This is a genomic window from Glaciimonas sp. Gout2 (assembly GCF_035018905.1).
GTDB lineage: Bacteria > Pseudomonadota > Gammaproteobacteria > Burkholderiales > Burkholderiaceae_D > Glaciimonas.
The window spans coordinates 39,361-63,549 of sequence record NZ_JASJXA010000025.1; the positions used below are offsets into that span (position 1 = coordinate 39,361).

Below are 24,189 nucleotides of genomic sequence, written 5' to 3' on the forward strand. Positions count from 1 at the left end.
CGATAATAAACAAAATGCGGGGGACTTGAGCGTGCCCCATCTAAAACTTAAGTGTGCAAAAGGTAGTGTTTTCCTATTTTGCTAAATTGTCCATGCGTTGCTTTTCTTGAAGTAACACGATCATGGGGCAGGATACATTCCCCTTGCGAGCATCGCAGGCACTTACCACTATCGACAACACTGCTTCCATGCGGGCGAGGTCGGCCATCTTTTGACGCACATCCAGTAGTTTGTGCTCGGCTATTTGCCGCGCTTCCAGGCAGTGCGCACCGTCCTCAAGTCTGAGCAATTCTGCGATTTCATCCAGGCTAAAGCCCAGTCGCTGGGCCGACTTCACAAACCGTACCCGCGCTACATCTGCCTCGCCATACCGACGGATGCGGCCGTAAGGTTTGTCGGGCTCGGTCAATAAACGCTTGCGTTGATAAAAACGAATAGTTTCTACATTCACCCCGGCGGCTTTGGCGAATAAGCCGATCGTCAGATTGTCTGAAATAGTGTGCATAGCGATTGACTCCGTACTTGACTACGGTATTAAGGTTACGCTATTCGTGAACGTTTTAACAGGAACAACGCATGTCGACATCAAAAAACGGGCGCATCGCCCTCTTCACAGGTGGGGTCGCAGCCATCCTTGCCTCGACTTGCTGTCTGGGGCCATTGATCCTCATGCTGCTGGGATTCAGCGGCGTGTGGATCGGCAATTTGACCTTGCTTGAGCCTTACCGTCCGCTCTTCCTCGGCGTCGCCCTGGTGGCGATGATCGTCTCATGGAAAAAAATATTCCGCCCCGCCCTAGCGTGCGCGCCCGCTGATGTATGCGCAATACCGCAGGTAAGAAAAACCTACAAAGCTATTTTCTGGGTGGTCTCCGTGCTGACATTAATAGCGTTAGGTTTCCCGCTGATAGCGCCATTTTTCTATTAATCAGGAGTCTTCCATGACAAAACTATTTTCATCCCTCGCTTTGGCAGCTGCCATCATGGCCACTATTGCTCCGGTAAAGGCTGCCACCCGGACGGTGACATTATCGGTACCAGGCATGACCTGTAGCACCTGTCCGATTACCGTCAAGCACGCGATCTCGAAAGTGGCGGGCGTCACCAAGACAAAGATCATTTACGATCAGCGCGAAGCGATCGTCACATTCGACGATAGCAAAACCGAGGTCGAGACTCTGACCAAAGCGACTGCAAACGCCGGCTATCCATCGTCGCCGAAGAATACAAGGTGAAAAACTTCCCAACAATGACTTGCGCGGAAACGCAACACCTGCGAGGCGACGAAAATGACTTACCTAAAAATTCCGGTAGTGGTTTGCATATAGCCATTATCGGCAGCGGTGGCGCGGCCATGGCGGCGGCACTTAAAGCCGTCGATGAAGGCGCCCGAGTTACGTTGATTGAGCGTGGCATCATCGGAGGTACCTGCGTCAACAGCGGCTGCGTGCCATCCAAAATCCTGATCCGGGCTGCGCATATCGCCCATCTTCGCCGCATAAGCCCATTCGATGAAGGCATAGGGGCGACTAAACCGGTCATTGATCGCAGCAAGCTGGTAACGCAGCAACAAGCTCTCGTGGATGCATTACGCGCTGCCAAATATGAGGGCATATTAGAGAGCAATCCAGCGATTGCCCTAGTGCGTGGTGAGGCACACTTCAACGGCGGTCAGAGTCTGATGGTGCGCTTGAATGACGGCGGTGAACGCGTCGTCGCGTTCGACCGCTGCCTGATTGCCACCGGCGCTAGTGCGCACGTTGCACCCATCACCGGCTTAAACGATACACCCTACTGGACCTCTTCCGAGGCCTTGATCAATGACAATATTCCCCACCGATTGGCCGTGATCGGTTCATCGGTGGTTGCGCTGGAATTGGCGCAAGCATTTGCCCGTCTGGGCAGCATAGTGACGCTACTTGCGCGCAGCACGCTGTTGTCGCGCGAAGACCCTGCCATCGGGGAAACCGTCACGGCCGCTTTTCGCGCCGAGAACATCACAGTGCTGGAACACACACAGGCCAGCCAGGTTCGCTATACGAATGGCGAGTTCACGCTTACCACGCCATACGGCGAAGTCACTGCAGACCAGCTATTGATCGCGACCGGACGCGCGCCCAATACCAGCAACCTAGGACTGGAAGCGGCGGGTGTTGCTGTTAAGGCAGACGGTACCATCATGATTGATCAGGGTATGCGCACCAGCGCAGAAAACATCTTCGCCGCCGGAGACTGCACTGACCAGCCACAATATGTCTATGTAGCAGCCGCAGCGGGTACCCGCGCAGCCATCAACATGACGGGTGGTACTGCCAGTCTTGATCTGAGCGCAATGCCAGCGGTCGTCTTCACCGATCCTCAGGTTGCCGCTGTGGGGCTGAGCGAGGCCGCAGCACACCTTATCGGGATTAACACTGAAAGTCGGATACTGACGCTTGATAATGTTCCGAGGGCACTGGTCAATTTCGCCACACGGGGGTTTATCAAGATGGTCGTTGACAGGCCTTCCGGCATTCTGATCGGGGTGCATATAGTGGCACCGGAAGCCGGTGAATTGATTCAGACTGCTGCAATGGCTATTCTGGCACGCTTGACGGTGCACGAGCTAGCCGATCAGTTGTTTCCGTACCTGACGATGGTAGAAGGATTAAAGCTTTGCGCTCAGACTTTTTTTAAAGACGTCAAGCAACTGTCTTGTTGCGCAGGGTGAAGCGAGGACAGTCTTCGTAGCATGCGAAATAGCACTTGTCGAATTGCCGGTATGGCCGAGGCCTGAAGAATGACCGTGGCAGCTGCATAATGCACCGCCGGGTCGGACCAATGCTTGGACAGCGTCGTATCGACGCTATCGGTTACACAGCAAAATTAAAACTAATCACAATACTGCTTTACTTAAAAGCGCTAGTCAGGGTCTGACAATCAGTTGATGATGCGCATCAACGCCAATATCACCACGCAATTTTGCATGGGTTTTGCCATCGGAATGGTAAATAACCAGCACAGCATTATCGTGCGTTAGTGGCAATGGCGAAATGATGGTGACATTGGCTTTGCCTTCGCCATCAGAGACAAATTTATTCGCGGTTCCATTGCCGTCAAGTGGTGTAAATCCGACTGGCTTCTGATCAAAATGGTTCTCGAATACGCTATAGACGCCGTGTGGAAATAGGTGCGTCAAAATTAACGTAATTTTTTGTGTTCCATTCGGCATGTTGGTCAGGACAACGTCACCCTGCGCGGCTAGCCAGGCCCCCAGTGTCATGTCCAATGACTTGCCCATGGCGTTCATGATCGGTAGCTCGGGCATATCGGAAATCAATGCGTTGCGCACCCCGGCAATATGCTCGATACCTTGTGGGCCGGTTGCTGCAGGGGCCGTCGGCGCCGCAACAAACACCTGCGGGTCCAGAGGAGTTTTTTGTTTGGTTTCACTGGAAAAAAAAGCGGCATGGGTCTGCAAGGGCAATATTCGTGAGATGTCGTCTGCTCGTGCAGTCAGACTGGTCAATGTCGCTAATGCGAGAATACTAAAGCCAACGGTTTTTTTTATTTCTGTTGAAAAAAATCGAATCATTGTGGTCCTTGTTTCCAATAGTTTGAAGCCGTTTCGCTTGCCACCTTCGGCAATCAAGCAACCCGTGGATTTTTACGCGTTATAAGCGACCAGGGCCACTATCTCATGCCGCGGAAAGGTACGCACACGGTCACGCCTAAAACGCCTCACCGTGAGGCGAATCGCGTTTGATCATCGCTATTAGTGGAGCATGATCTAATTCCGGTTCTGTGCCACAAACGTACAAAATTCCGGAAACGCCGTTAAATCGTAGCCCATTTTTTTGGCTTCCAGCATGGTCTGCTCGCCATTCCAGTCATGCTGCTCAGCCCTGCTCAGGGAGAGTATTAACGCTGCACGCGCACCGCTCACGCAATGCAGCAAAAAAGGACCCTCGTTATTTTTTAGTGCATCAGTCAGGTCCCTGATCTGGCTAGCGTTTGGCGCTGTTTTATTGACTGGAATATTGACGTACGACAGATGATGGTTTGTGGTAAGTATCTCGTTCGAGGTAGTAGTCTCGGAGGGCTCCCGAAAATCAATAATCGTGCGAATCCCTTGCTGCCTGGCGTCCTGCAGATCTTGATCGTTCGGCTGCGGGCCTATATAAATTTCGTTGGCGACTAATTTAAAGGTACTCATAATGGTCCTCTTTGGTGGGTTAAATAGCTCGCGCCGGAGAAGAGTAGATCATTGACACGATAGCAGAGTGAAGTCCTTGGAACTTCACGATCTGCAAGGAAGGCTTCAAGCAATGGCCTAGTCTGCCGATGAGAACAATTTACACGCCAATGTCGTTCGGTATCCACCAACATTGGATCGTGATCAATAGCTAACTATTTTACAGCAGACGTGCGTGTAACGCATCTTACGCCTCGTACGCAAGCTTGCAAAACTCTGCGTTTTTTTCAGGTTGATTCGGCGTCCATCTTGCAATAACAATACAAGAACTGTTGCGTCGTCCCGAATGGTGTTTGATGTACTTCCACGCCACTTTCCACTAATCGGAAACGTGCACCGAATTGATCATGGAGTGCTTCGCTGTCATAGCGAACGATATCAAGTCCGCTGCACGTTTCCGGGCCTTCCGGTCCGAAGGTCGCGACGATGACTGTGCCGCCCGGTTTCATCGCCGCCATGACCTGACGCACATACGCAACACGTTGCTCGGGCCGGGTCAGAAAATGGAAGACAGCGCGATCATGCCACACATCATAAAATTGTTGCGGCAATGCAATCTGCGTAATATCACCGACCAGCCATGCTACGTTATCCGCAGCTTTTCCCAAACGCTGCCGAGATACATCAATGGCAGTCTGTGAGATGTCCAGCACACTGATATTGCGATAGCCATTTGCCAGCAAGTCATCTACCAGGGTGGCTTCGCCGCCACCCACATCAATAATCTGCACCGCGGAGCCGATTGCTGCACGTTGAATCAATTCCAAGGATTTTTCAAGATGTGGACGGTACCAGCTTACCTCATCAGATGATTTCGTCTTGTAAATTGCATCCCAATAAAGTTGTTCATCCATATCAATTTGCAGAACTCTTAATATTTTTAATTACGAATACACGGTAAGGCCCGGCCAATTAACCGTTGGCGTTGCTGCTTACAATGCCTGCTTTCGATACGCTACGTTTATTTAGTCGGAGGCTTTGCGGGCGTCGCAGAAATCGGTGCGATGCTCGTGAGGCCGGATAAATACACCGCCAGGGTTTCAATATCGTTTTCCGACAGAGCCTGGGCGGCTGAGGTCATGACGCCGTCCATATCGTAACGGGTACTGGCGTGAAAACTTATCAGTTGCGCTTTGATATAGTCGTAATGTTGTCCGGCCAGCCGAGGTATGTGCTGTTGGCCGCCCAAATCCCGCGCGTGGCACGCAATGCAATGATTCTGTTGCGTCAACGCCGCCCCGGCGCTAATTTGTTGCTCGGTCAATACTGCCGTCGGCTGTTCCTGCTTCTGACTCGAAAAGTAGGTCGCCAGCTCGTTCAGATCGGCATTACTAAGCCCTGATGCCATTGGTGACATCAGGTCATTTTTACGTTTGCCTTCGCGGAACATATAAAGCGCAGCAACCAGGAACTGCTTGGGTTGTCCGGCCAGATTCGGAATGGCAGCAATGTGCGAATTACCGCCAACCCCGTGGCAACTGGCACAGACTTGCGCTTTTGGAGGAACAGCGATATCCTGCGCCGCCGTCGTGCCACTGCTTATCGCCAGCATGCACCCCGCCAACCACGCGGCGCGCATCCATCGCTTTTGACGGAGCCGCTTCACTACAGCACCCGACGTGGGTCGCCTGCATAAGTCAGATTTCATGTGTGAAGTCTCATTTCTTTGTGACAGTTGTGATGCACCAGTTGCGATGCATCAAATGTTAAAACCTCAACCTGGAATCGTTATTTACCGACGTAACTGACTCGATATACAACGCCGTTATAGTCGTCGGAAACCAGAAGTGCACCATCATTCATGACAAGCACGTCAACTGGACGACCCCACATCGGTGGATCGGCACGCGCATCGGTCATGAATCCGTCAAGAAAAACTTCCTTTACAAGATGGCCCTTGGCGTCGGTGTGCACGCGGTCTACTCGGTAGCCTTGTTTTTCTTCCCTGTTCCACGAGCCGTGCAGCGCGATAAACATGTCGTTACGATACGCCGCAGGAAAACTTTTACCCGTATAGAAACGCATTCCCAAAGGTGCTACGTGCGCGCCCAACAACATCGACGGTGGAGTAAATTCGGCGCATGAACGGTTCTTGCCATAGATCGGATCGAGGATCGTTCCCTGGTGGCAGAACGGAAAGCCAAAATGTTGTCCCACTTTGGTCACAGTTTCGAGAACGTCTTCCGGTCCTTGGTTACCCATCCAGTCGCGTGCATTGGAAGTAAACCAAAGCTTTTTCGTACGCGGATTAAACGCCATACCGACGCTATTACGCACTCCGTGCGCGACATCTTCCACGACGCCCGTTTTTGGATCAACCCGCAGGATTGCTGCCTGTATATAACTCGGCATAGTAATATTCTGCGGCGAACCAATATTGAAATATATTTTACCGTCCGGGCCTGTCGTCAGAACTTTCCAGAAGTGCCCTGGTTGCTCCGGCAGGCCATCGACGATTACCCGAGGCGCCGGAGGATTATCGAGATTGTCCTCGATCCCAGCATAGGCAACGATGCGTTCGCGTTCAGCTACGTACAGAGTGCCGTCGGCAAACGCTAGTCCATTCGGTGAGTTCAGTCCTTTAAGGATGGTTTTTACTTCACGCTTTCCGTCATGGTCGATTACGGCGTACACATTGCTTAGCCCGCGATTGCTGACGAAAACGGTCCCTTTACTACCAAGCGCAAGCGAACGTGCGTCCGGAATTCCATCCGCCCAAACCTCAACTTTGAAGCCGGGTGGCACTTTTAGTTTTTCGATCGGAAGCTCGCTGGCACTGCGTCCGATCAAGATTGTCGCGATCGGATGTAAAGTTGAATTTGCTAGATCCGCTGACATACCTTGTGTCCATGCAGGCGCTACTGCCGGAGCAGGCGATGTCTGCGCAAAGACGGCAGTCCCGACACTTGTGAGTAACGAGACTAATAATAATTTATTACGAATTTTCATGTCTTCCTCCTGGGTAATGCTGGTTTTTTATAAGTACTTTTATTCTTTGCACACGGACAACCATTGCTATGGTGGGAACGACATCCATTATTATTCATTACATAACAATACCTTGCGGCACTATTATTAAGATAATACCATGTCAGTATACTGATAAGTACCGATAATTACTGACGAAAATAGGAGTTTAAAAAGTCGGTTTGACTGGGATTTGGAATTAATGAACTTGACGCTCTGTTGTCACCGCGGGTGAGTAAAGCGCCAAAGAGATCGTGTGTCATGCACATGATTCGAAAAGGATAGATGATCGTCACAGCAGAAAATATGATGTCGTTTACCCCCCAGTCTTATGCTTTGGCGGGATAAATCCATTCGGTTTGAAGCTGGATCAAAAAACTGTCGGCAGTCCGATTTGTCTCTGGTAATGTGACCGAATCATTGCTCACGAAGGGTGGGATGATCGATCCCCTCCTCCTCCTGTTGAACGTGAATGTTTTAAGGCCCTCAAACGATCGGGGTCATCCATCAATATGATCCTGTCGTCATAGCGTGCGGGGTGGTCGACTGATTGTGCACTTGACTTCTACTCGCCTCCGTCGTCGTCCGCAGGCAAGCTCATACTGCGGCACCCTCGCCAGCCAGGCGCAGGATCTGCACGTGCAAGGCATCGGCAATGGTAATGCCGTTCCGAACGGCTGCGTTGGCCAGGTCACGGCGCCGCTCGCCTGGGATACGTACGCCTTCGTCTTCCAACATCATGTCGATCAGGCGTTCGGTGCGACTAAAATATGTGTCTGAGCCAGCCAGTGTACCGGGGTCAATCGCCAAAAATAATTGACCCAGGCGCGGTTGATTGCCTGTATCAACGAAGAAAGAATCAGCTTCGAAACCAAAGGCAGCGCCGGTCAGTGCGCAGGCCAGCAATTCTACTGTGAGTGCCAGCATCGCTCCCTTAACGCCTCCCACCGGCAGCATGCTGCCTTCCAGCGCTGCCCTGGCGTCGGTGGTCGGCTGCCCTGCTTTGTTGAGCGCCCAGCCCAGCGGGATTGGCTTGCCCTCTTTTGCCGCCAGCATGATCTTGCCACGCGCCGCCTCGCTCAGCGCCAGATCGATGACTAAGGGTGCTTTGTCGCGACGCGGAAACACTGCCGCAATCGGATTGGTACCGAACAGCGGCGTCTTGCCGCCCCAGGCTGGCATCGCGGCAGGCGAATTGCTGAAGGCAAGTCCAACCAGCCCAGCCTTGCCGAGTGGCTCCAGATGCACCGCAGCGGCACCGAAGTGATTGCTATTGGTGACGCCGACACAGCCGATACCGAATTCGCCGGCGCGGGCGATGACGGTGTTGATGGCCATGGCGCAAGCTTCGTATGCCATCCCGCTGTGCGCGTCGATGAGGCAACTGCCACCCTTAGAGCGCACAATTTCCGGCACTGCGTCACGGTTGCTCCTGCCATTGCCGAGGAAAGTCGCATATTGCGGCACGCGCGAGACACCGTGCGAACCCAGACCCTGGGCTTCGGCCGATACCAATGCCCGTGCGGCGGCGCCAGCTGCAGTCGGGGTGGCACCAGAGCATTCGAGAGCGCGTGTCACAAGGCAGTTTAGTTCAGAAATCGAAAGCGTCGCCATGATAATGGATCCTTTTAGCGAAAAAGTGCACGGCACGACAGGCGCATAGTGTCGATTGGCCGCACTAAATTTGTTTCAGAGTGACTGCTTCTGGCGCAAGTAATTGCCCACCAGTGTAGCGATTACTGCGCTGACCCGGGTATTCGATTCCTCCGTGACGCCGGCAATATGCGGCGTGAGGATCAGGTTCGGCGCATCGGCTAGCGGCGTGTCGGCGGCCAGTGGTTCCTGCATAAACACGTCGATCGCCGCACCACCCAGGTTGCTGGCGTGCAATGCCTGTGCCAGCGCCGACTCGTCAACGATACCGCCGCGCGAGGTGTTGATCAGGATCGATGTTTTTTTCATCTTCGCCAATGCCGTAGCGTTGATCAGATTACGGGTCTGGTCCACCAGTGGTACGTGCAACGAGACAATGTCGGCAACCCGCAGCAGGTCGTCTATGCGGGTGCAGGCAACGCCTGTTGCAGCCCATACTGGCGCCTTTGGGCCAAACATCGGGTCGTACGCAATTACATGCACGCCCAGCGCCTGCGCCAACCGTGCGGTCAATTGACCGATGCCGCCAAAACCAATCAGACCGAGGGTCTTGCCGGACAGCTCGCGACCATTCGACAAGGCTGCGCGCGGCCACTTGCCAGCAGCGGTTTCGGCGCTGCGGGTATAGGCCTGGCGCAGCAAGGCCATGGCCGTTCCGATCACATATTCGGCGACTGCGCGGGCATTTGCGCCAGTTGCAGGAATGACTTCGATGCCACGTGCTGCACATGCTGCGACATCGATATTGTCAAGCCCCACACCCAACCGACCCACTACTTTTAGGTTCGGTGCTGCGGCGAGTAACGCCGCATCGACCTTGGTTCTGTTGCGTACGATTAAGGCATCCACCTGTTCCAGCTGCGCCAGCAGATCGGCGCGCTGGTCGACCAGCGTCGGTAAGTAGCACGTATCAAAGGCAGCGCGCAGGACGTCGACGGCCGCATCATCCATGAATTCAGTAATGACGATTTTCATAAGCTCTCCTGCCGTCGCGTTACTATTCTGAGTGTTCAATTCTGCATCCCCCATTTTTCGACGGTGCGCTGCTCAATGATACGGAAAATGAAATTTTCCACGAACAGGCCGATCAGGATCACCGTCAACAGCCCGGCGAAAACACTGGGGATTTCCAGCTGATTCTTGTTTTCGTAAATAAACCAGCCAAGCCCACCGCTACCGGAACTCACACCAAACACCAGCTCGGCGGCAATCAGCGTACGCCAGGCAAACGCCCAGCCGATTTTCAGCCCGGTCAAGATGCTGGGGAACGCAGCCGGAATCAGGATTGCAAAGACGTACGGCAAGCCGCGCAGGCCATAATTTTTGCCGACCATGCGCAGGGTCTGACTTACCGACTGGAAACCCGAATGGGTGTTCAATGCCACCGCCCACAGGACTGAGTGGATTAATACGAACACCAGACTGCCGGTACCCAGGCCGAACCACAGCAACGATAACGGCAGCAAGGCAATGGCCGGCAGCGGGTTGAACATCGAGGTAAGCGTCTCGAGAACATCGCGGCCTATGCGGGAGGTAATGGCAAACACCGTTAGCAGGGCCGCTAGTGCAAGACCGGCGGCATAACCGATCAACAACACCTTGATTGAAAACAGGCACTTGCCGATCAAGCCACCACTAACGATGCCGGCCACCAGGGCCACGATCACCGAGGAAAACGTCGGGAACAGCAACGGGTTGTTCAGCCAGCGCCCATAGATTTCCCAGATCACCGCCAACAAGACCAGGATTGCAATCTTGCGCAGGCTACCTTTGTTATAAAGTTTCTCCCAGGATGTCAGCGGTTTTTGCACCACTCCGAATTCGGTGCTCGGCGCCTTTACCGCAAAATATTCGGCACGCTCGATGTTCGGGCGCAGCGAAACCTCGGCACGATGGATGTCGGACACGTCAGACATGGGACACCTCTTCTGGCTCGACCGGCTCAGAGAACAGCATGCCGTTGATACGGTCGGTCAGGCGCTCACCGTTGGCATCGATAGTATCTTCCCCTGTACTATTGAGTTCAGCCGTCACCTGGCCGGGGTGTGGCGACAGCAACAGAATGCGATTGCCGATCTTGACCGCCTCGGCAATAGAATGTGTCACGAACAGCACCGTGAACCTTGTATCGTCCCACAGATGTAACAATTCATCCTGCATTTTTTTGCGCGTCAATGCGTCCAGCGCGGCGTACGGCTCATCCATCAACAGAATGTCAGGTTCCATCGCCATGCCGCGTGCAATCGCCACCCGCTGCTTCATGCCGCCCGAGAGCATGTGTGGGTAGTGATCACAGAATTTGGTGAGATTGACTTTCTCGATATATTGCATGGCCTTTTCTGCGGCCGCCTTGCCTTTCAGTTTGCCACTGGCCAGCAACGGAAACATGACATTCTGCTTGACCGTTTTCCAGGGCGGTAACTGATCGAACTCCTGGAATACCATCATACGGTCCGGCCCCGGCCTGGTGATGATCTTGTCATGCAGACGCATCTCGCCTTCGGTCGGCGTCATATACCCACCGACCGCCTTGAGCAACGTCGACTTGCCGCACCCGGATGGGCCCAGCAGGACGAAACGATCGGATTGATAGACCTTGAAGTCGACACGATAGGTAGCAGTAACCAGATGTTCTTTGGTCTTGTATTGCAAGGTTACCCCGCGGACGTCGAGCAAGGGTTGCGGCAAAGTGTTCATTGTCATTCCTCTTTATAACCAACCTGACGGCATGGTGCGCACATCTGCGTGCGCCTGATGCCGATCTGTGCCGGCTATCCTGTCAATTCTCCGTATTGGGTTCAACTTCATTGAAGCCGGGCCTGCCTTGCCTGTCGCACATGGCAGCCCATTTGTATCCCGCTGTCTGCGCAGCTTTACGAAGATCCCGCGGCGCCAGATCAGGCGCTTTCGTATAGCCGGGTCAGAACGAATTCGCGATGGCCAAGTGCCTCGGCATCGGTCAAACGACCATTCGAGGTCGCCAGCATCATTTCCAGCAGCTTGTCTCCAGTCTGGTCGAGCGTCTGTTCGCGTTGCAGCAGCCCCGAGCAATCAACGTCAATATGCTCGCCCATCAGCCGTACGGTTCGTGGATTGGCACAAATCTTGATCACTGGCAGGATCGGATTGCCGATCACGTTGCCCTGGCCCGTAGGAAACAGGTGCACCACAAAACCGGAAGCGGCGCATAGAGTCACCATCTCGGCTGCAGCCGACGAGGAATCCATGAACCAGAGTCCGGAATGGGTCGGCATTTCCGCCTTGTCGAGGACGCCATCGACCGTACAATGCTTGCCGATCTTCTGAATATTGCCCATCGCTTTTTCTTCGATAGTCGTCAGGCCGCCGGCGATGTTGCCTTTGGTCGGCTGCGAGTCCGACAGGTCGGAGGTCTTGTGGCGGTTGATCATGTCTTGGTAGCGGTCAAACATAAACATGAATTGCTTGCGCACCGCGTCATTGGCGCAGCGCGCCGCCAGGACGGTTTCGCCACCGGTGATTTCCGAGGTTTCGCCGAACACCAGCGTTGAGCCGAGAGCATGCAATTTATCGAAAGCATTGCCGACTGTCGGGTTGGCACCGCAACCAGAAGTGGTATCACTCTCGCCGCACTTGGTCGATACCCACAGCTCGCTGATGGGACACACCTCACGCTGTTTTTCGGATGCCCACTGGACGAACTCACGCGCTTTTTTTGAAGCATTCATGATCGTTTCATGATCGCCATGCCCTTCGATGCCGAAGCCGATCACCGGCTTACCGGTCGCTGCAATACCATCCACTACTTTCTTGGTCCAACTGTCTTCAATACCAATCACGACCACGGCAGCGACGTTCGGATTGGACCCGGTGCCAATCAGGGTACGAAAATGTAGATCCAGGTCCGCGCCAAATTGGAGCCTGCCATACGGATGAGGAATCGCCATCGTGCCCTTGATGTTGTGAGCCACGGCTTCACAAGCAGCATTCGACAGATCGTCGAGCGGCAGGATGATGACGTGATTACGGACGCCGACGCGGCCGTTTTCGCGGCGAAAGCCAAGGAATGTGCTGTCTTTGCTGATCATGATCTGAACCTCAGGAATTGAATGGAAGAAAAGGAATAAGGCTGAGGGGCACAAGCCCTGTTTGCAGCCTGCGAGACGGCTGCCTCGCGAAGATTTACCAGCGCTTGGTCTTGATGTTATGCACGTGGGCGTGCTCGCCGACCTTGGCGGCGACTATCACTTTGCCGATATCGACGCCATACTTGAAAACCGTATCGCCCACTTCCATCGGCTTCATCGCTACCTTATGACCCATCGGTATATCTTGTAGCGCCTTGACGGTGATGGTACGGTCGTCATCCATGATCCAGGCGGTTAGTTCGGTACCAGCCTTAATGCCCTCCACCACTGCTACAGCAACGGAGTCCTTTGCATCGTGCAAAACAACGTGAATCATTTTTAGCTCCTCGGTTTGGAAAATACGTGTTCGCATCACTGGCGAATTCAGAAAGCTTAGGCGCTAATTTCTGCGAGGTCAACTATATGACCTATATGATTTAATATTTATTTCAAAAAAATAGTGTTCGGGTTCGCTTGATCCTGCAAGTGCGACGAATCAGTACTTACAGCGCACCATCGGGGCCGGAGTCGACTGCAGCATGACGTTAAGGCAGGCCGGCTTGCCAGACGCCGCGGCACGTTCCAGCGCCGGCACCAGAGCGGCCAGCGTGGCCACGTATTCGCCATGCCCGCCCAGTGCCTGCGCGACCTTTTCGTAACGCGTTGGCAGCAGATCGCAACCCAGAGTGCGGGCAGCGCCGTAATTACGTACCTGAATCTGGTACTCCGCATTCCAGCGCGCATCGTTGCCGACCACAACGATCACCGACAATCCATGGCGCACGGCAGTGTCGAATTCGGCCATGTGAAAACCGAAGGTACCGTCCCCCATTACCGCCAGCACCGGTTGCTCCGGATTAGCAGCCTTGGCCGCCAGCGCAAACGGTAGCGATGGCCCGATTGCACCGGCTACGCCGTTGATCAAACGTCGCTCTACCTGCACGGTCGCTTGCGGCCACTGACCAATTTCACCACCATCGCAGACCAGTGTGGTGCGCGGATGGCGGTCAATGAAGGCCTGCAGCGCACGCCCAAGCGCCACCGGATGCACCGGTTGATCGTCAGCAAATTGCATAGCGCGCCATTGCGGTGGCCGGTATGCGATCAGAGCACTGGCATCAACCAGCCAGTCATTGTCAGGCGCTGCGGCCACGCCGCATGCATGGGCCGACCGACCAGAATGCACAGCCCGCTTGAGCAGCGCGAGCATGGCATCGGCTGGCGCTGCCAGGGTAGCGAGCAACATACGCTTCTGGAGCAAGCCAGCAGCGCGGTCGAGCAGCGCCCTCTCGGGATCGATCACGATCCAGTGACAAAGCGCATCAATAGCTGGCGCCTGACCGAAGCACAACGTAAAGTCGAGCGGCTTGCCTAGCAAGACAATCAGGCTGGCCTGGGCGACTACCTGGGCATACGCACCGAGGCCAGGATCGTTTATGCCGCGCGGACTTTCCATGCCCACCACGGGTGCGCCCGTGCGCCGCGACAGTTCCTGCATCGACGTCCGACCCGCCACACTGCAGAAGGTCGGTCCGCATACAATCAGCGGACCGGCTGCCGCTGCGACATGCATCAGTACCAGATCGGCGACTGCGTCTGACAGTGGGGTAACCAGACGCTCCGCATCGTCCATGCCAGGCCACAGATTGTCGGCAAGCGGCACTGCCTGTTCCAGCAGGTCGACCGGCAGGCTCAGATGTACCGGGCCCGGCCGTCCACTGCGTGCAATTTGCATGGCGCGCGCCAGATCGTGACCGAACGCCGCTGCACTCTGCACGGTCCACGACGCTTTGGTGAGCTCCCTGCAAAATTCAGCCTGGCGCATTTCCTGGAACGCGCCCTTGCCAAGTTCGTTCAGACCTGCGTGGCCGGACAGCAGGATCACAGGTGACTCTGCGGCCAGCGCGGTGGCCAGGGCGGCAGTCCCATTGGCATGACCCTGGCCGCCGGTGACAAGTGCAATACCGACTTCCCCGGTCAGTCGCGCGTAGGCGTCTGCCATGTGAACGCAGGCCGCCTCATGGCGAACATGGATCAGGTCGATCGCCGTATCAACGAGGGCATCATAGACCGGCATGATGTGATTGCCCGATAGGGAAAATATTTTCTCGACGCCAAAACGCTCTAACGTACGTACCAGAAGATCGGCACCGCGAATCGTCTCATTTGGCATGGCTGCAGGCCTTCCGTTAAACGTGTCCAGATCTGGGCGCTAGGTGATCGCGTGGCTGTCGTCAAGTATGGTTTCGCCCGGCCTGACTCGCACGAACTCGACCGGCGTGCGCGACACGATGAGTTGGCCATCAATCTGGCGCACCACGGTGAAGGTAGAACCAGGCAAGTCTTTGGTTTCCGGATAGTCTTCCCGAAAGTGCGCGCCGCGCGAATCCTCCCGCGCCAGCGCCGCCGTCACCACCACCTTGCTCACGGCAATCAGGCTTTTCAGATTTAACCAGTCATGCCAGGTCATGTTAAAGGCAGGGTCATCGTCGTCAACGCCGATCTGCGACAGTTCGATATCGAGTCGCTCGAGCGTTTGAATGCCGTGCTCCAGACCTGCCGCAGTGCGCAGGATACCGGCGTCTTCCCACATGCAGTCGTAGAGCGCTTCGCGGATCGCTTCCAGATTCCCGGCCGGGAGTCCGAGCGGCAGGCGATGCATTGCCATTGCCTGCTCCAGTGCAACTTCGTCAGCAGGCCGCAGACTATCGTTAGTCTGCACCCAGGCCGCCATGGTGTCGCCAGCAATGCCGCCGAAGACGGTCGAATTAGCCACTCCGTTGCCGCCCAGCCGATTGGCGCCATGCACGCCGCCAGTATCTTCGCCGGCTGCGAACAGACCCGTCAGCGAAGTGCTGCAATCGGGCCGGAAGATCACACCGCCCATCATGTAATGAGCGGTCGGCACCACTTCTACCAAACCGCCGGCCAGATCAAAGCCGCAATCACTGCAACGCTCGACCATGCCCTTGAACTGCTTGCGCACCTTGTCTGGTCCCAGGTGCGCCATCTGGATATAGACGCCGCCATTGGGCGAGGTACGCCCTGCCCGCATTTCGGCATAAATCGCGCGCGAGACGATGTCCCGGGTTGCGCGCTCGCCGCGCGAATCATAGGCGTGCATGAATCGCTGTTGTTCGCCGTTGAGCAGATAACCGCCAGCGCCGCGCAGACCTTCTTCCAGAACCGTGCCCGTCATTCGGGTGTGGGTACCGGCCAGCAGTCCGGTAGGATGGAATTGCACCATCTCCATGTCGCGTAAGGCCAAGCCGGCGCGCAAGGCCATGGCCAGCCCATCGCAGCTCTTTTCACCGGATGGGGTGTGGAATTTGTACATCGTCGGGCCACCACCGGTGGCCAGCAAAACGGCCTTGGATTGCACGAACACGAACTCGCCATCACGCATGTCGATCATCAATACACCTGCCAAAGCACTCCCATCGGGTGTCCTGATGAACTCAACGGCGCGGTGTTCTTCCAGGCGATTGATGCCACGCGCCCAGACCTGCTCGGCCAGACGGTTGATGATCTCGATGCCGGTCAGGTCACCCTTGTGTACGGTGCGGTCAAAAGTCTGGCCGGCAAATGCCTTTTGATGCACAGTACCGTCGGGATTACGGTCAAAGAAGCACCCCAGTTCATTTTCCAGCTCATGAATCCGCTCGACCGCTTTGGTTACCAGAGTCCAGGCCAGTTCCTGGTCAGACAGCCACTTGCTGCCTTCGACGGTGTCCATGAAATGCCGCTCGACCGAATCGCCCTTCGCCAGCGCCACGTTGTAGCCGCCCTGGACCATGCGGGTACATCCCGATTTGCCGAGCAAGCCTTTGACCGCCACTGTGATATGCAAATCTGGATCGGCCTGATGCGCGTGCAGCGCTGCAAAGAGGCCAGCCCCGCCGGTGCCAAGGATGAGGATATCGGTTTCCAGTCGCCTGATGTTCATGACGTTTGCACGCCAAGGCTTGCCAGCACCGCTGCACGACGGGATTGGGCCTCATGGTTGACGGCGTCATACAGACTGCCGCCATGACTGTCCATCGCCACCAGCAGCGGGCCGAAATTTTTGATTTGAAATTTCCAGAGAGACTCAGGATTCAGGTCGTCCATGTCCACTTCCTCAATCTGGGTAATCCAGGTGGTTTCCAATGCCGCCGTGCCACCAATGATGGCCAGATAGGCACCGCCGATTTCCTTGAATGCCGCCAATGAGCCAGCGCGCATGCCGCCCTTGCCAATGATGATGCGCACGCCGTTCTGTCGCATCAAGGGCTCGGTAAAGCGCTCCATGCGGTCCGAGGTAGTTGTGCCAATACAGATCGGCATGTAGCCAGCAGGGTAATCGGCGCTTGGCTCGACTTTTTTGACGTTCGGTGCAGTGTGGATCACGGCATGGCCGTTCAAATTGAAGCGGGTGGCACGGCCATGGTCGAACATCTGGATCTGAGTTGCGTCGCGAATCCCGTAAAGCGTCTGGTGCAGCGTCACGGTATCGTTGATGCGTAATTGCCGGGCCTGCGCTTCGCTAACCGGCATGGTGAGTTCATAATGGGCCATGATCAGAATCCGTAGCTAAGGTTAGTCGGCGTGAAGGTCGCAGATGCACGGCGCGCCGAGTGGCACTGCATGTTAACGGCGACCGGGTTCATCGTGATGTGGGTCGCTGCCAATTCGATATGGACCGCGAATGCGGTGGCGTCGCCACCAAGTCCTTGCGGTCCGACACCGAGCGCATTGACCGCCGCCGACAATTGACGCTCAAGCAGCGCGCCATCGGGGTCGGCGCAGGATGTCCCCAGTTCCCGGGTCGAAGCACGTTTTGCGAGCGCCATGCACAACTCTGATGTGCCACCGATACCGACACCCACTATCGTCGGCGGACAGGTCTTGCCACCGGCAACGAGCACGCAATCGATGGTAAATTGCTTGATGGCATTAATCCCCTCGGCCGGGATCGCCATTTTCAGAAACGAATTGTTTTCCGAGCCGCTGCCCTTGGGGATCATCAGGATTTTTAATACATCCGGCGTATTGGTGAAATCGATGCTGATTGCCGGGATTTCGATACCGCAGGACGTGTGTTCGTTCTTGCGCGTCAGCGGATGCACTACCGAAGAACGCAACGGGTGTTCGCGGGTTGCCCGTTCGCAGCCACGGCGGATAGCCTGTTTCAGGGCGAAGCCATCGACCTCGACGCCGCTGCCGATGATGACCTTGTAGATCGGCACGCCAGTGTCCTGGCACAGCAAGTTATTATTGTCTTCGGCGACCCGGATGTTGGTCACCATGGTGCCGAGAATGCGTTGGGCCACTGGCGCTGTCTCGCGCCGGACCAGTTGGGCCAGGCCTTCTTTGATATCAGGTGGCAGGATCTTCAGCGCCCGGATATAGAGTTCCTTGGCGGCATCTTCCACCAGCTGCAAGTCGATTTTCATGATGCGATTTCCTTGTTCGTTGATTTAAGGTGGTCGCCGGCTGCGACTGTTACCAAAGCAGCGCCATTGCAAAGGCAAGGCCGGTGGCGATAGCAACACCGACGGCGCCAGCGATCCAGTTCTTGCGCGGACCCGACCACGTGCCGAATTCGATCAGCAGCAAGCGCACGCCACCCATCATATGCAGCGACAGCAGTACCACCAATCCCCACTCTCCGAGCTTGAACAGCGGCCGGTCGGCAAAGCGAAGAAAGCCTTCCAGCGCCACTTCACCGTGAATTGCCTGGCCGAGCGCCCAGAAATGCAGCGGCAAGAACAACGCCAGCGCCAGACCCGAAATCCGGTGTACGAGGAAGGCCCAATAGCCAGGATGGGCACGCGCCCGATAATCGTTGCGGCGGCTCATGGAAAGGTAACTCCCGCGACCGCGCGCAGGCCCAACAACAGTATCAACAGCCCGGCTACAAAAAACAGGATGCGGCCGCCGCGGTTACTCCAGCCCCACCACTCTTCGGCAATGTTGGCCACACCGATCGGCACATGCACGGCACAAGCCAGCACGAAGGTGGCATAAAAGATACCGAAGCCCCAGTTGCCACGCGTGCGTGCCAGGATCTCGATAGCGCTCAGGCCACCGCGCACCGCATAGATGATCACGCCGATATGCACCACCACGCACAGTGCCAGCACCATCGCGCTGATGCGCTGAAAGTACCAGCCCCGGGCTTGGCGCGCGACGTTACTGGTCATAGCTTGCCGCGCAAAGCGGCCCTCGCTGTTAACAGCTTCAGGCCGGAGATACCGGCGGTCGGCGCAATCTGTTTCGGACAGCGCTGGGTACAAGACCCCTGGGTATGGCAGGAATGACAGCCGCCATCTCCGGCAACGGCCTGCAAACGCGCATCCTGCTGCGTGTCACGCACGTCGTTGGCCAAAGTCCAGGCGCGGTTCAGTGCGGCGGGGCCAAGAAAGGCCGGGCGCCAGGTCACCACGTCGCAAGAGGCGTAGCAAACACCACAACCGATGCATTCGATGCCGGCATTGGCGGCCAGGCGCGCCTTGGACGCCGGGTCAACGTTGGCGAATGGATCATGGCGAGTGGTTGAACCCTTGAACTGGCCTCTGGCACTGGCCCACTTATCAAAAAATTGCGTCATGTCCGTGGCCAGATCCTTGATCACCGGCAGGTTCGACAGCGGCGCGATTTCCAGCACATCGTCGACGGCTACCTTGGACACGTGGGTGCGGCAAGTCCAACGCGCCACACCGTTGACTGTCATAGCGCACGAGCCGCACATGCCAACCCGGCAAGAGAAGCGGTAACTGAGGGTATGGTCAAGCTGGCGCTGGATGAACGTCACCACATCCAGCACGGTCTGGCTCTCGCGCCGCGGTACATCATAGGTCTTGAAACTACCCTTTTCCTTGCCGCGCCAGACTTTTACTTTCAAGCTGTTTGTCATGATGTCACCTGGTTTCTGCCTGCAATTGATATGCGGCGACCGGCCAGCCCATTCCTTCACGTGGCAACCGGATCATTGTATGAAATTTGGTCAGGCCCACGCCGCGCACGCCAACGGCGGCCAGCGTGCGCTTTGCGCTTCAGCTTCCTGGCAAATTGTGCACATTCGGGAAGAACATTTCTTTCCACGACGATGGCTTGACCTTGATCATGCCAATGCGCTGCATGAACTCGGCATATTTCATCGAATTCTTTGGTGTCGTGGTGAATTCGATGTTCGGATCGTTCAACATTTTTTCAATGAAAGCGACCGATTCCTTCGTCTTGGCAGCCTTGACGTAGAACTCGGCAGCGGCCTGCTTGTCCTTGTTGATCAGCGCAATCGCGGAGTCGAAAGCACGCAGAAAGGCGGCATAGGTTTTCGGATTAGCGGTGACGAACCTGGTGCTGGCCCAGACCACGTTGAACGTATGCGGCCCGCCTGTCACGTCGTAAGAGTTGAGGACGGTATGCATCCCTGGCTTTTCCAGCTCGACGTACTGGAACGGCGGTGCCGTGAAGTGACTATTGATCGGGCTACCACCGCCTAGCATGGCCAGCATCCCGTCCGGGTGCGATTGCGTGACGGTGAGGGCATCCAGACGATTGGCCTGTCCGGCTCCAAATTCTTTTTCCGCTGCCATCTGTAGTGTAATCGCCTGTATCGACACTTTTACGGCTGGCAACGCGATCTTGTCCTTCTCAGTGAAATCCTTCAGGCTCTTGATGTCGGGATTGTTTGTGTTTAGCAGCAATGGCATCGAATTCATCGCGCCGATGGCCTTGACGCCAATGTTGTTTCTGGTTTTGGCCCATAGCGTGATGAACGGTCCAAGGCCCCCGGAAGCAAACTGCAAGTCACCCGACAGCAATGCATCGTTCATCACGTTACCGCCAGCAAACTTGGCCCAGGTGACCTTGACGTCGCCAAGGCCCGCCGCTTTGGTTTCCTTCTCGAGCAGCTTGTTTTCCTGCATGATCATCAGCGGCAGGTAACTGATGCCGTATTGCTGGGCGATGGCGACTTCACTGACTTCTGCCAGCGCGCTGGTGAGTGAACCCAACGTAAGTACCGTGCCTAGTAAGACCGGCAAGCCGAATTTTTGTCGAAATTTCAAGATGTCTCCTCTTTTTATGGAAGGGGACCGCGCACTTTGTGCGTCGGGGTCGTACAGTGCGCGCAATAACAGATATCACCGCCCAGATATCACTGCGCCAATTCGTCTAGTTGGATGCTAAAGCAGCAGCGCCAGCCCGGACAATAGAAATAGCAGCAATATCAACTTTCTAAATCCATTTTCGCTCACATGATGAAACAGCCGCAGTCCCAGCCAGGTGCCGACCATCAGCGCAGGCAGGCACAATAGAACGTTGCGTGCAGTGCTGGCATTCAATTCACCTGCCGAGCCCATCCATGCCAGCGTCATGAGATGCACGATCAGAACGTATGACTGGAACACGCCGCGCTGATCGCCCTTGCTCCAGCCACGCAAGCCGCACCACAAGGTCGGAAAAATGCCGTTCAGGCTGGTTGCGCCGCCCATGAAGCCACCCAGCATGCCGATCGCACCGTCAGCCACCTGTCCACTATATGCACCGAGCCGCATCACCGGCATGACAGGCCTGGAAAACATGTATAGGCTGTACGCCACCAATACCACGCCCACCGCCTGCCGTACAACATGGCCATCGAGTCGGTGCAATGCCGCCACGCCGATCGGCACACCAATCATGGCCCCGGCCAGAAACGGCCAGAGCAACCGGAGCCGCACCATGCCGCGCAGACGCCACACCAACGCCGCATTGACCAGCATCGAACAGATAACTACCAGTGGCACCACCTGGGACGGTGCCAGCACATGCAGCCAGATCGCCGATGCAATCAATCCAAACGCAAAGCCACTGCTTCCCGACACCATTGCAGCGAGAACTGCACCAGAGAGGATCACACCAACTTCATACGCCATCTGGCCCGCTCCGCATTAACATTGAGATCTAATGTAGGACCATTATTCATCAATGTCAACTATATGACATGTATCATTTAAAATAAAATGGTATCATTCGGCGACGAGATACGGCCTCGTCAGAATGGCATTGCCTTCCATGGAACCGTCCGCCGTTCATTCACACATCAAAACTGACCATCCCACCATGCTCGAACTCGATCCCTCATCCACGCTCGGCACCACACTTTACGAAGAGGTCAAGCGGCAGATGCTGCACGCCTTATGTGCTGGCGAATGGAAACCAGGGGAAGTGATCCCTGCCGAAAAACGCCTGTGCGAGCGCTTCCGCGTATCAATCGGCACCCTGCGCAAGGCAATCGACGATCTTGTCGCAGACAATATTCTGGTACGACATCAGGGACGCGGCACATTCGTGGCGTTGCACAATCGCGAGCAACAATCGTTCCGGTTTTTTAATTTTGTCGCTCATGACGGCCACAAGACTTCTCCGAAAGTGGAGCTATTGTCCTTCACCAGAAAAAAAGTAAGTAAGATCGCCGCCGATATGCTCGGCTTGCCCGGTACGTCAAAGGTTATTGCATTCACGAATTTGCTGAGCCTCGATGGTCGACCGGTGGTCATCGACGACATCATCCTGCCCGAAGTTCTTTTCGTACGCATGAGCGAAGATCAGGTGCGCAACCGGGCCAACACCCTGTACCACCTGTATCAGGCCAGCTTTGGTCTGAACGTGATCCGAACTGAAGAACGCTTGCGTGCAGCCAGCGCCACCGAAGCACAGGCCCGTATACTCGGCATTTCTACGGGCGCTCCGTTGCTGGAATTGCGGCGCGTTGCTTATTCTTATAACGATCAGCCCATCGAATGGCGAGTGTCACATGTTAACTCCGAACGGCACGAATATTTGGTGCCAAAAAGTCGCTAAATCCGCCTGCCAGGGATTTTTAAAATGGCACGGACTCTTGCTCGGCATCATGATGTAAAAGTTCAGGGAATCGTAGACCTCGGCAAATTCATCTATAGTTTTCTACCCCTACTCATCGGTAGTAGTAGCATGTTGTAGACCAATTTACCCTTACAATAAAGAGTCCAGTTAACACCGGAGGCAGCCTAAGCAAGATGTTAAAACGCGTTGTCAGTGATGACAAGATCGATTTTCGGCTGAGTTGGGAGATCGACATTTTGCTTAGAAGCTGTTTAGAGTCATTCAATAAACCAAGTTCGCTCCGAAATCGGGCGTCTGCCCTGCCTGAACTGCACTCTTCCACTTGTCGAGACGCCCGTCTTCCAACTTCCAGAATTTGCGGCAGAGTTCGAAGTATTCAAGCACAATCTCACGCTCACCTTTTTTTATCAAATCTGAAGCAAGACTAACGTTGGGACCAAAAGTGTCGAGTTGAGGAGAGCCTGGCGTATGTCCGGCCAACAAAAGGTAGCGTTTAGCGTCAACAATTCGATCTTGTTGGACTGCAATTCTACCCAGCACCAGGTTTATATCCTGAACCGCATTTCCATAGTTCCAATTGTTCTTAAATTGTGGAAGTAACGTGTTCTGTTCCTCGGCATATTTCTTTGCCTCATCAAGGTGTCCTTTTTCAAAGTATTTTTTAGCGGCGTCACCGAGCTTATAAAAGCGCTCTTCCGGTAATTTAATCGTCGACAAATCAGGAAGACCCTCCCGAGAAGGCAGAAAAGGTATCGCATCAGGCGTGTCTAAGAGCTTTGAAATCTTGCCACTATCATCGGTTATAAATCCGGCTTTAACTAAGAACCGGAGGTTCTTCGCGGCTTGATCGAGATCGCCAGTTTCAATGACTTTTAGTATAAGGTTGCCTTCGAACTTTGATCTCTCCAATTCTCGCGTTGATTGCACCTGTAAGAGTGCACCGATCGCAGACGCAACCATGCCTGCCACCGCAACTAAGATAGTTGTCGCACTAGGCGACCACTTTGTCTTCATGTCAGGTGCCTTCTGAGTGGCGAGCTGATCTCGCTTGAGCGCTATCTCAATTTCTCGAATCCTCATGTCTGCTTCCAACTTACGCTCTTCTAATAAAGGCGAAGATTCTTGGATATTCTCAAGTTGAGTGGACATATTTGCTCTCTTCAAGGAGGCGAGGTGCAATGCAGATCATGTAGAAGTCACTTTTAGAGTTAGATGTGTACTCTTCTACTGTACTTCGGATCATTAGGTAAGTATCGTTACGGTAACAATTAGGATGCTTGCATTAAAGAGCCGTCACGGCGCTTCCAACCGACACTGTAAAACCACTCGGCCAGATGCCGGTAGTTGTTGTCGTCCCTGATAGACAAGTGTTCTATTG

At 55.0% G+C, this 24,189-nt stretch carries 25 protein-coding genes and 1 pseudogene; 4 read left to right on the forward strand and 22 right to left on the reverse strand.

Translation table 11 applies throughout. The annotated features are described in order from the left end of the window. Nucleotides 1–73 precede the first annotated feature (73 nt). Nucleotides 74–505 carry an Hg(II)-responsive transcriptional regulator gene (merR, locus tag QN379_RS16125; protein ID WP_323507068.1) on the reverse strand — a complete coding sequence of 144 codons (432 nt, stop codon included), beginning with the start codon at nt 503–505 and terminating at the stop codon, nt 74–76. Nucleotides 506–576: 71 nt separating this feature from the next. Here merR and merT point away from each other — a divergent pair, with 71 nt between their 5' ends. The 3 genes and pseudogenes from merT to merA all read left to right on the forward strand — a co-directional run. Further along, nucleotides 577–927, forward strand: a complete 351-nt coding sequence (gene merT / locus QN379_RS16130) for a mercuric ion transporter MerT (protein ID WP_322238661.1) — start codon at nt 577–579, stop codon at nt 925–927. A 13-nt stretch (nt 928–940) separates the two neighbouring features. Beyond that, nucleotides 941–1,234 carry a mercury resistance system periplasmic binding protein MerP gene (gene merP / locus QN379_RS16135; protein WP_322238663.1) on the forward strand — a complete coding sequence of 98 codons (294 nt, stop codon included), beginning with the start codon at nt 941–943 and terminating at the stop codon, nt 1,232–1,234. An 89-nt stretch (nt 1,235–1,323) separates the two neighbouring features. Beyond that, nucleotides 1,324–2,709 (forward strand): annotated as a pseudogene (gene merA, locus QN379_RS16140) (mercury(II) reductase); the annotation flags it as partial. A gap of 195 nt (nt 2,710–2,904) precedes the next feature. Here the strand turns inward: merA and QN379_RS16145 are convergent. From QN379_RS16145 to QN379_RS16240, 20 genes are all read right to left on the reverse strand, one after another. Then, entirely contained in the window at nt 2,905–3,573 is a 669-nt protein-coding gene (locus QN379_RS16145) for a hypothetical protein (protein WP_322238665.1), read from the reverse strand. A gap of 195 nt (nt 3,574–3,768) precedes the next feature. After that, nucleotides 3,769–4,194, reverse strand: coding sequence for a beta-lactamase hydrolase domain-containing protein (locus QN379_RS16150; RefSeq protein ID WP_322238667.1), 426 nt, complete (start codon nt 4,192–4,194; stop codon nt 3,769–3,771). A 266-nt stretch (nt 4,195–4,460) separates the two neighbouring features. Then, complete coding sequence (locus QN379_RS16155; RefSeq protein WP_322238669.1) at nt 4,461–5,087, reverse strand: class I SAM-dependent methyltransferase; 627 nt, start codon at nt 5,085–5,087, stop codon at nt 4,461–4,463. A gap of 107 nt (nt 5,088–5,194) precedes the next feature. Beyond that, a complete protein-coding gene (locus tag QN379_RS16160) occupies nt 5,195–5,881 on the reverse strand; it encodes a c-type cytochrome (protein WP_323507069.1) in 687 nt (228 codons plus the stop codon). 80 nt (nt 5,882–5,961) lie between these two features. Continuing rightward, nucleotides 5,962–7,182: a PQQ-dependent sugar dehydrogenase gene (locus tag QN379_RS16165; RefSeq protein ID WP_322238672.1), complete on the reverse strand. Its 1,221-nt coding sequence runs from the start codon at nt 7,180–7,182 to the stop codon at nt 5,962–5,964. Between the two features lie 615 nt (nt 7,183–7,797). After that, nucleotides 7,798–8,814: an Ldh family oxidoreductase gene (locus QN379_RS16170; protein WP_323507070.1), complete on the reverse strand. Its 1,017-nt coding sequence runs from the start codon at nt 8,812–8,814 to the stop codon at nt 7,798–7,800. A 75-nt stretch (nt 8,815–8,889) separates the two neighbouring features. Continuing rightward, the gene (locus QN379_RS16175) at nt 8,890–9,828 is read right to left on the reverse strand and encodes a hydroxyacid dehydrogenase (RefSeq protein ID WP_323507071.1); all 939 of its coding nucleotides are present in this window, start codon (nt 9,826–9,828) and stop codon (nt 8,890–8,892) included. 35 nt (nt 9,829–9,863) lie between these two features. After that, entirely contained in the window at nt 9,864–10,769 is a 906-nt protein-coding gene (locus tag QN379_RS16180) for an ABC transporter permease (RefSeq protein WP_323507072.1), read from the reverse strand. Beyond that, on the reverse strand, nt 10,762–11,550 hold the full coding sequence (locus tag QN379_RS16185) for an ABC transporter ATP-binding protein (RefSeq protein ID WP_322238680.1): 789 nt from the start codon (nt 11,548–11,550) through the stop codon (nt 10,762–10,764). The genes QN379_RS16180 and QN379_RS16185 overlap by 8 nt, the downstream gene beginning before the upstream one ends. Before the next feature lie 200 nt (nt 11,551–11,750). Next, nucleotides 11,751–12,920, reverse strand: a complete 1,170-nt coding sequence (locus tag QN379_RS16190) for a UxaA family hydrolase (RefSeq protein WP_322238682.1) — start codon at nt 12,918–12,920, stop codon at nt 11,751–11,753. Between the two features lie 94 nt (nt 12,921–13,014). Further along, nucleotides 13,015–13,296, reverse strand: coding sequence for a UxaA family hydrolase (locus QN379_RS16195; RefSeq protein WP_322238683.1), 282 nt, complete (start codon nt 13,294–13,296; stop codon nt 13,015–13,017). A gap of 159 nt (nt 13,297–13,455) precedes the next feature. Continuing rightward, on the reverse strand, nt 13,456–15,132 hold the full coding sequence (locus QN379_RS16200) for a thiamine pyrophosphate-binding protein (RefSeq protein ID WP_323507073.1): 1,677 nt from the start codon (nt 15,130–15,132) through the stop codon (nt 13,456–13,458). Between the two features lie 39 nt (nt 15,133–15,171). Beyond that, complete coding sequence (locus QN379_RS16205; RefSeq protein ID WP_323507074.1) at nt 15,172–16,905, reverse strand: L-aspartate oxidase; 1,734 nt, start codon at nt 16,903–16,905, stop codon at nt 15,172–15,174. Further along, on the reverse strand, nt 16,902–17,516 hold the full coding sequence (locus tag QN379_RS16210) for a fumarate hydratase C-terminal domain-containing protein (RefSeq protein ID WP_322238690.1): 615 nt from the start codon (nt 17,514–17,516) through the stop codon (nt 16,902–16,904). The genes QN379_RS16205 and QN379_RS16210 overlap by 4 nt, the downstream gene beginning before the upstream one ends. Nucleotides 17,517–17,518: 2 nt before the next feature. Then, nucleotides 17,519–18,394: a fumarate hydratase gene (locus tag QN379_RS16215; RefSeq protein WP_323507075.1), complete on the reverse strand. Its 876-nt coding sequence runs from the start codon at nt 18,392–18,394 to the stop codon at nt 17,519–17,521. Nucleotides 18,395–18,443: 49 nt separating this feature from the next. Then, on the reverse strand, nt 18,444–18,800 hold the full coding sequence (gene sdhC, locus QN379_RS16220; protein ID WP_322238694.1) for a succinate dehydrogenase, cytochrome b556 subunit: 357 nt from the start codon (nt 18,798–18,800) through the stop codon (nt 18,444–18,446). Next, nucleotides 18,797–19,144: a succinate dehydrogenase gene (locus QN379_RS16225; protein WP_322238695.1), complete on the reverse strand. Its 348-nt coding sequence runs from the start codon at nt 19,142–19,144 to the stop codon at nt 18,797–18,799. The genes sdhC and QN379_RS16225 overlap by 4 nt, the downstream gene beginning before the upstream one ends. Continuing rightward, nucleotides 19,141–19,857 carry a succinate dehydrogenase/fumarate reductase iron-sulfur subunit gene (locus QN379_RS16230; RefSeq protein ID WP_322238697.1) on the reverse strand — a complete coding sequence of 239 codons (717 nt, stop codon included), beginning with the start codon at nt 19,855–19,857 and terminating at the stop codon, nt 19,141–19,143. The genes QN379_RS16225 and QN379_RS16230 overlap by 4 nt, the downstream gene beginning before the upstream one ends. A gap of 139 nt (nt 19,858–19,996) precedes the next feature. Beyond that, nucleotides 19,997–21,013 carry an ABC transporter substrate-binding protein gene (locus QN379_RS16235; protein WP_323507076.1) on the reverse strand — a complete coding sequence of 339 codons (1,017 nt, stop codon included), beginning with the start codon at nt 21,011–21,013 and terminating at the stop codon, nt 19,997–19,999. 117 nt (nt 21,014–21,130) lie between these two features. Continuing rightward, nucleotides 21,131–21,862, reverse strand: coding sequence for a sulfite exporter TauE/SafE family protein (locus QN379_RS16240; RefSeq protein WP_322238702.1), 732 nt, complete (start codon nt 21,860–21,862; stop codon nt 21,131–21,133). 187 nt (nt 21,863–22,049) lie between these two features. Here QN379_RS16240 and QN379_RS16245 point away from each other — a divergent pair, with 187 nt between their 5' ends. Further along, entirely contained in the window at nt 22,050–22,790 is a 741-nt protein-coding gene (locus tag QN379_RS16245; RefSeq protein WP_322240671.1) for a GntR family transcriptional regulator, read from the forward strand. Nucleotides 22,791–23,072: 282 nt separating this feature from the next. On the opposite strand, the gene QN379_RS16250 is transcribed toward QN379_RS16245, so the two are convergent. Continuing rightward, nucleotides 23,073–23,960, reverse strand: a complete 888-nt coding sequence (locus QN379_RS16250; RefSeq protein ID WP_322238703.1) for a hypothetical protein — start codon at nt 23,958–23,960, stop codon at nt 23,073–23,075. Between the last annotated feature and the right edge of the window lie 229 nt (nt 23,961–24,189).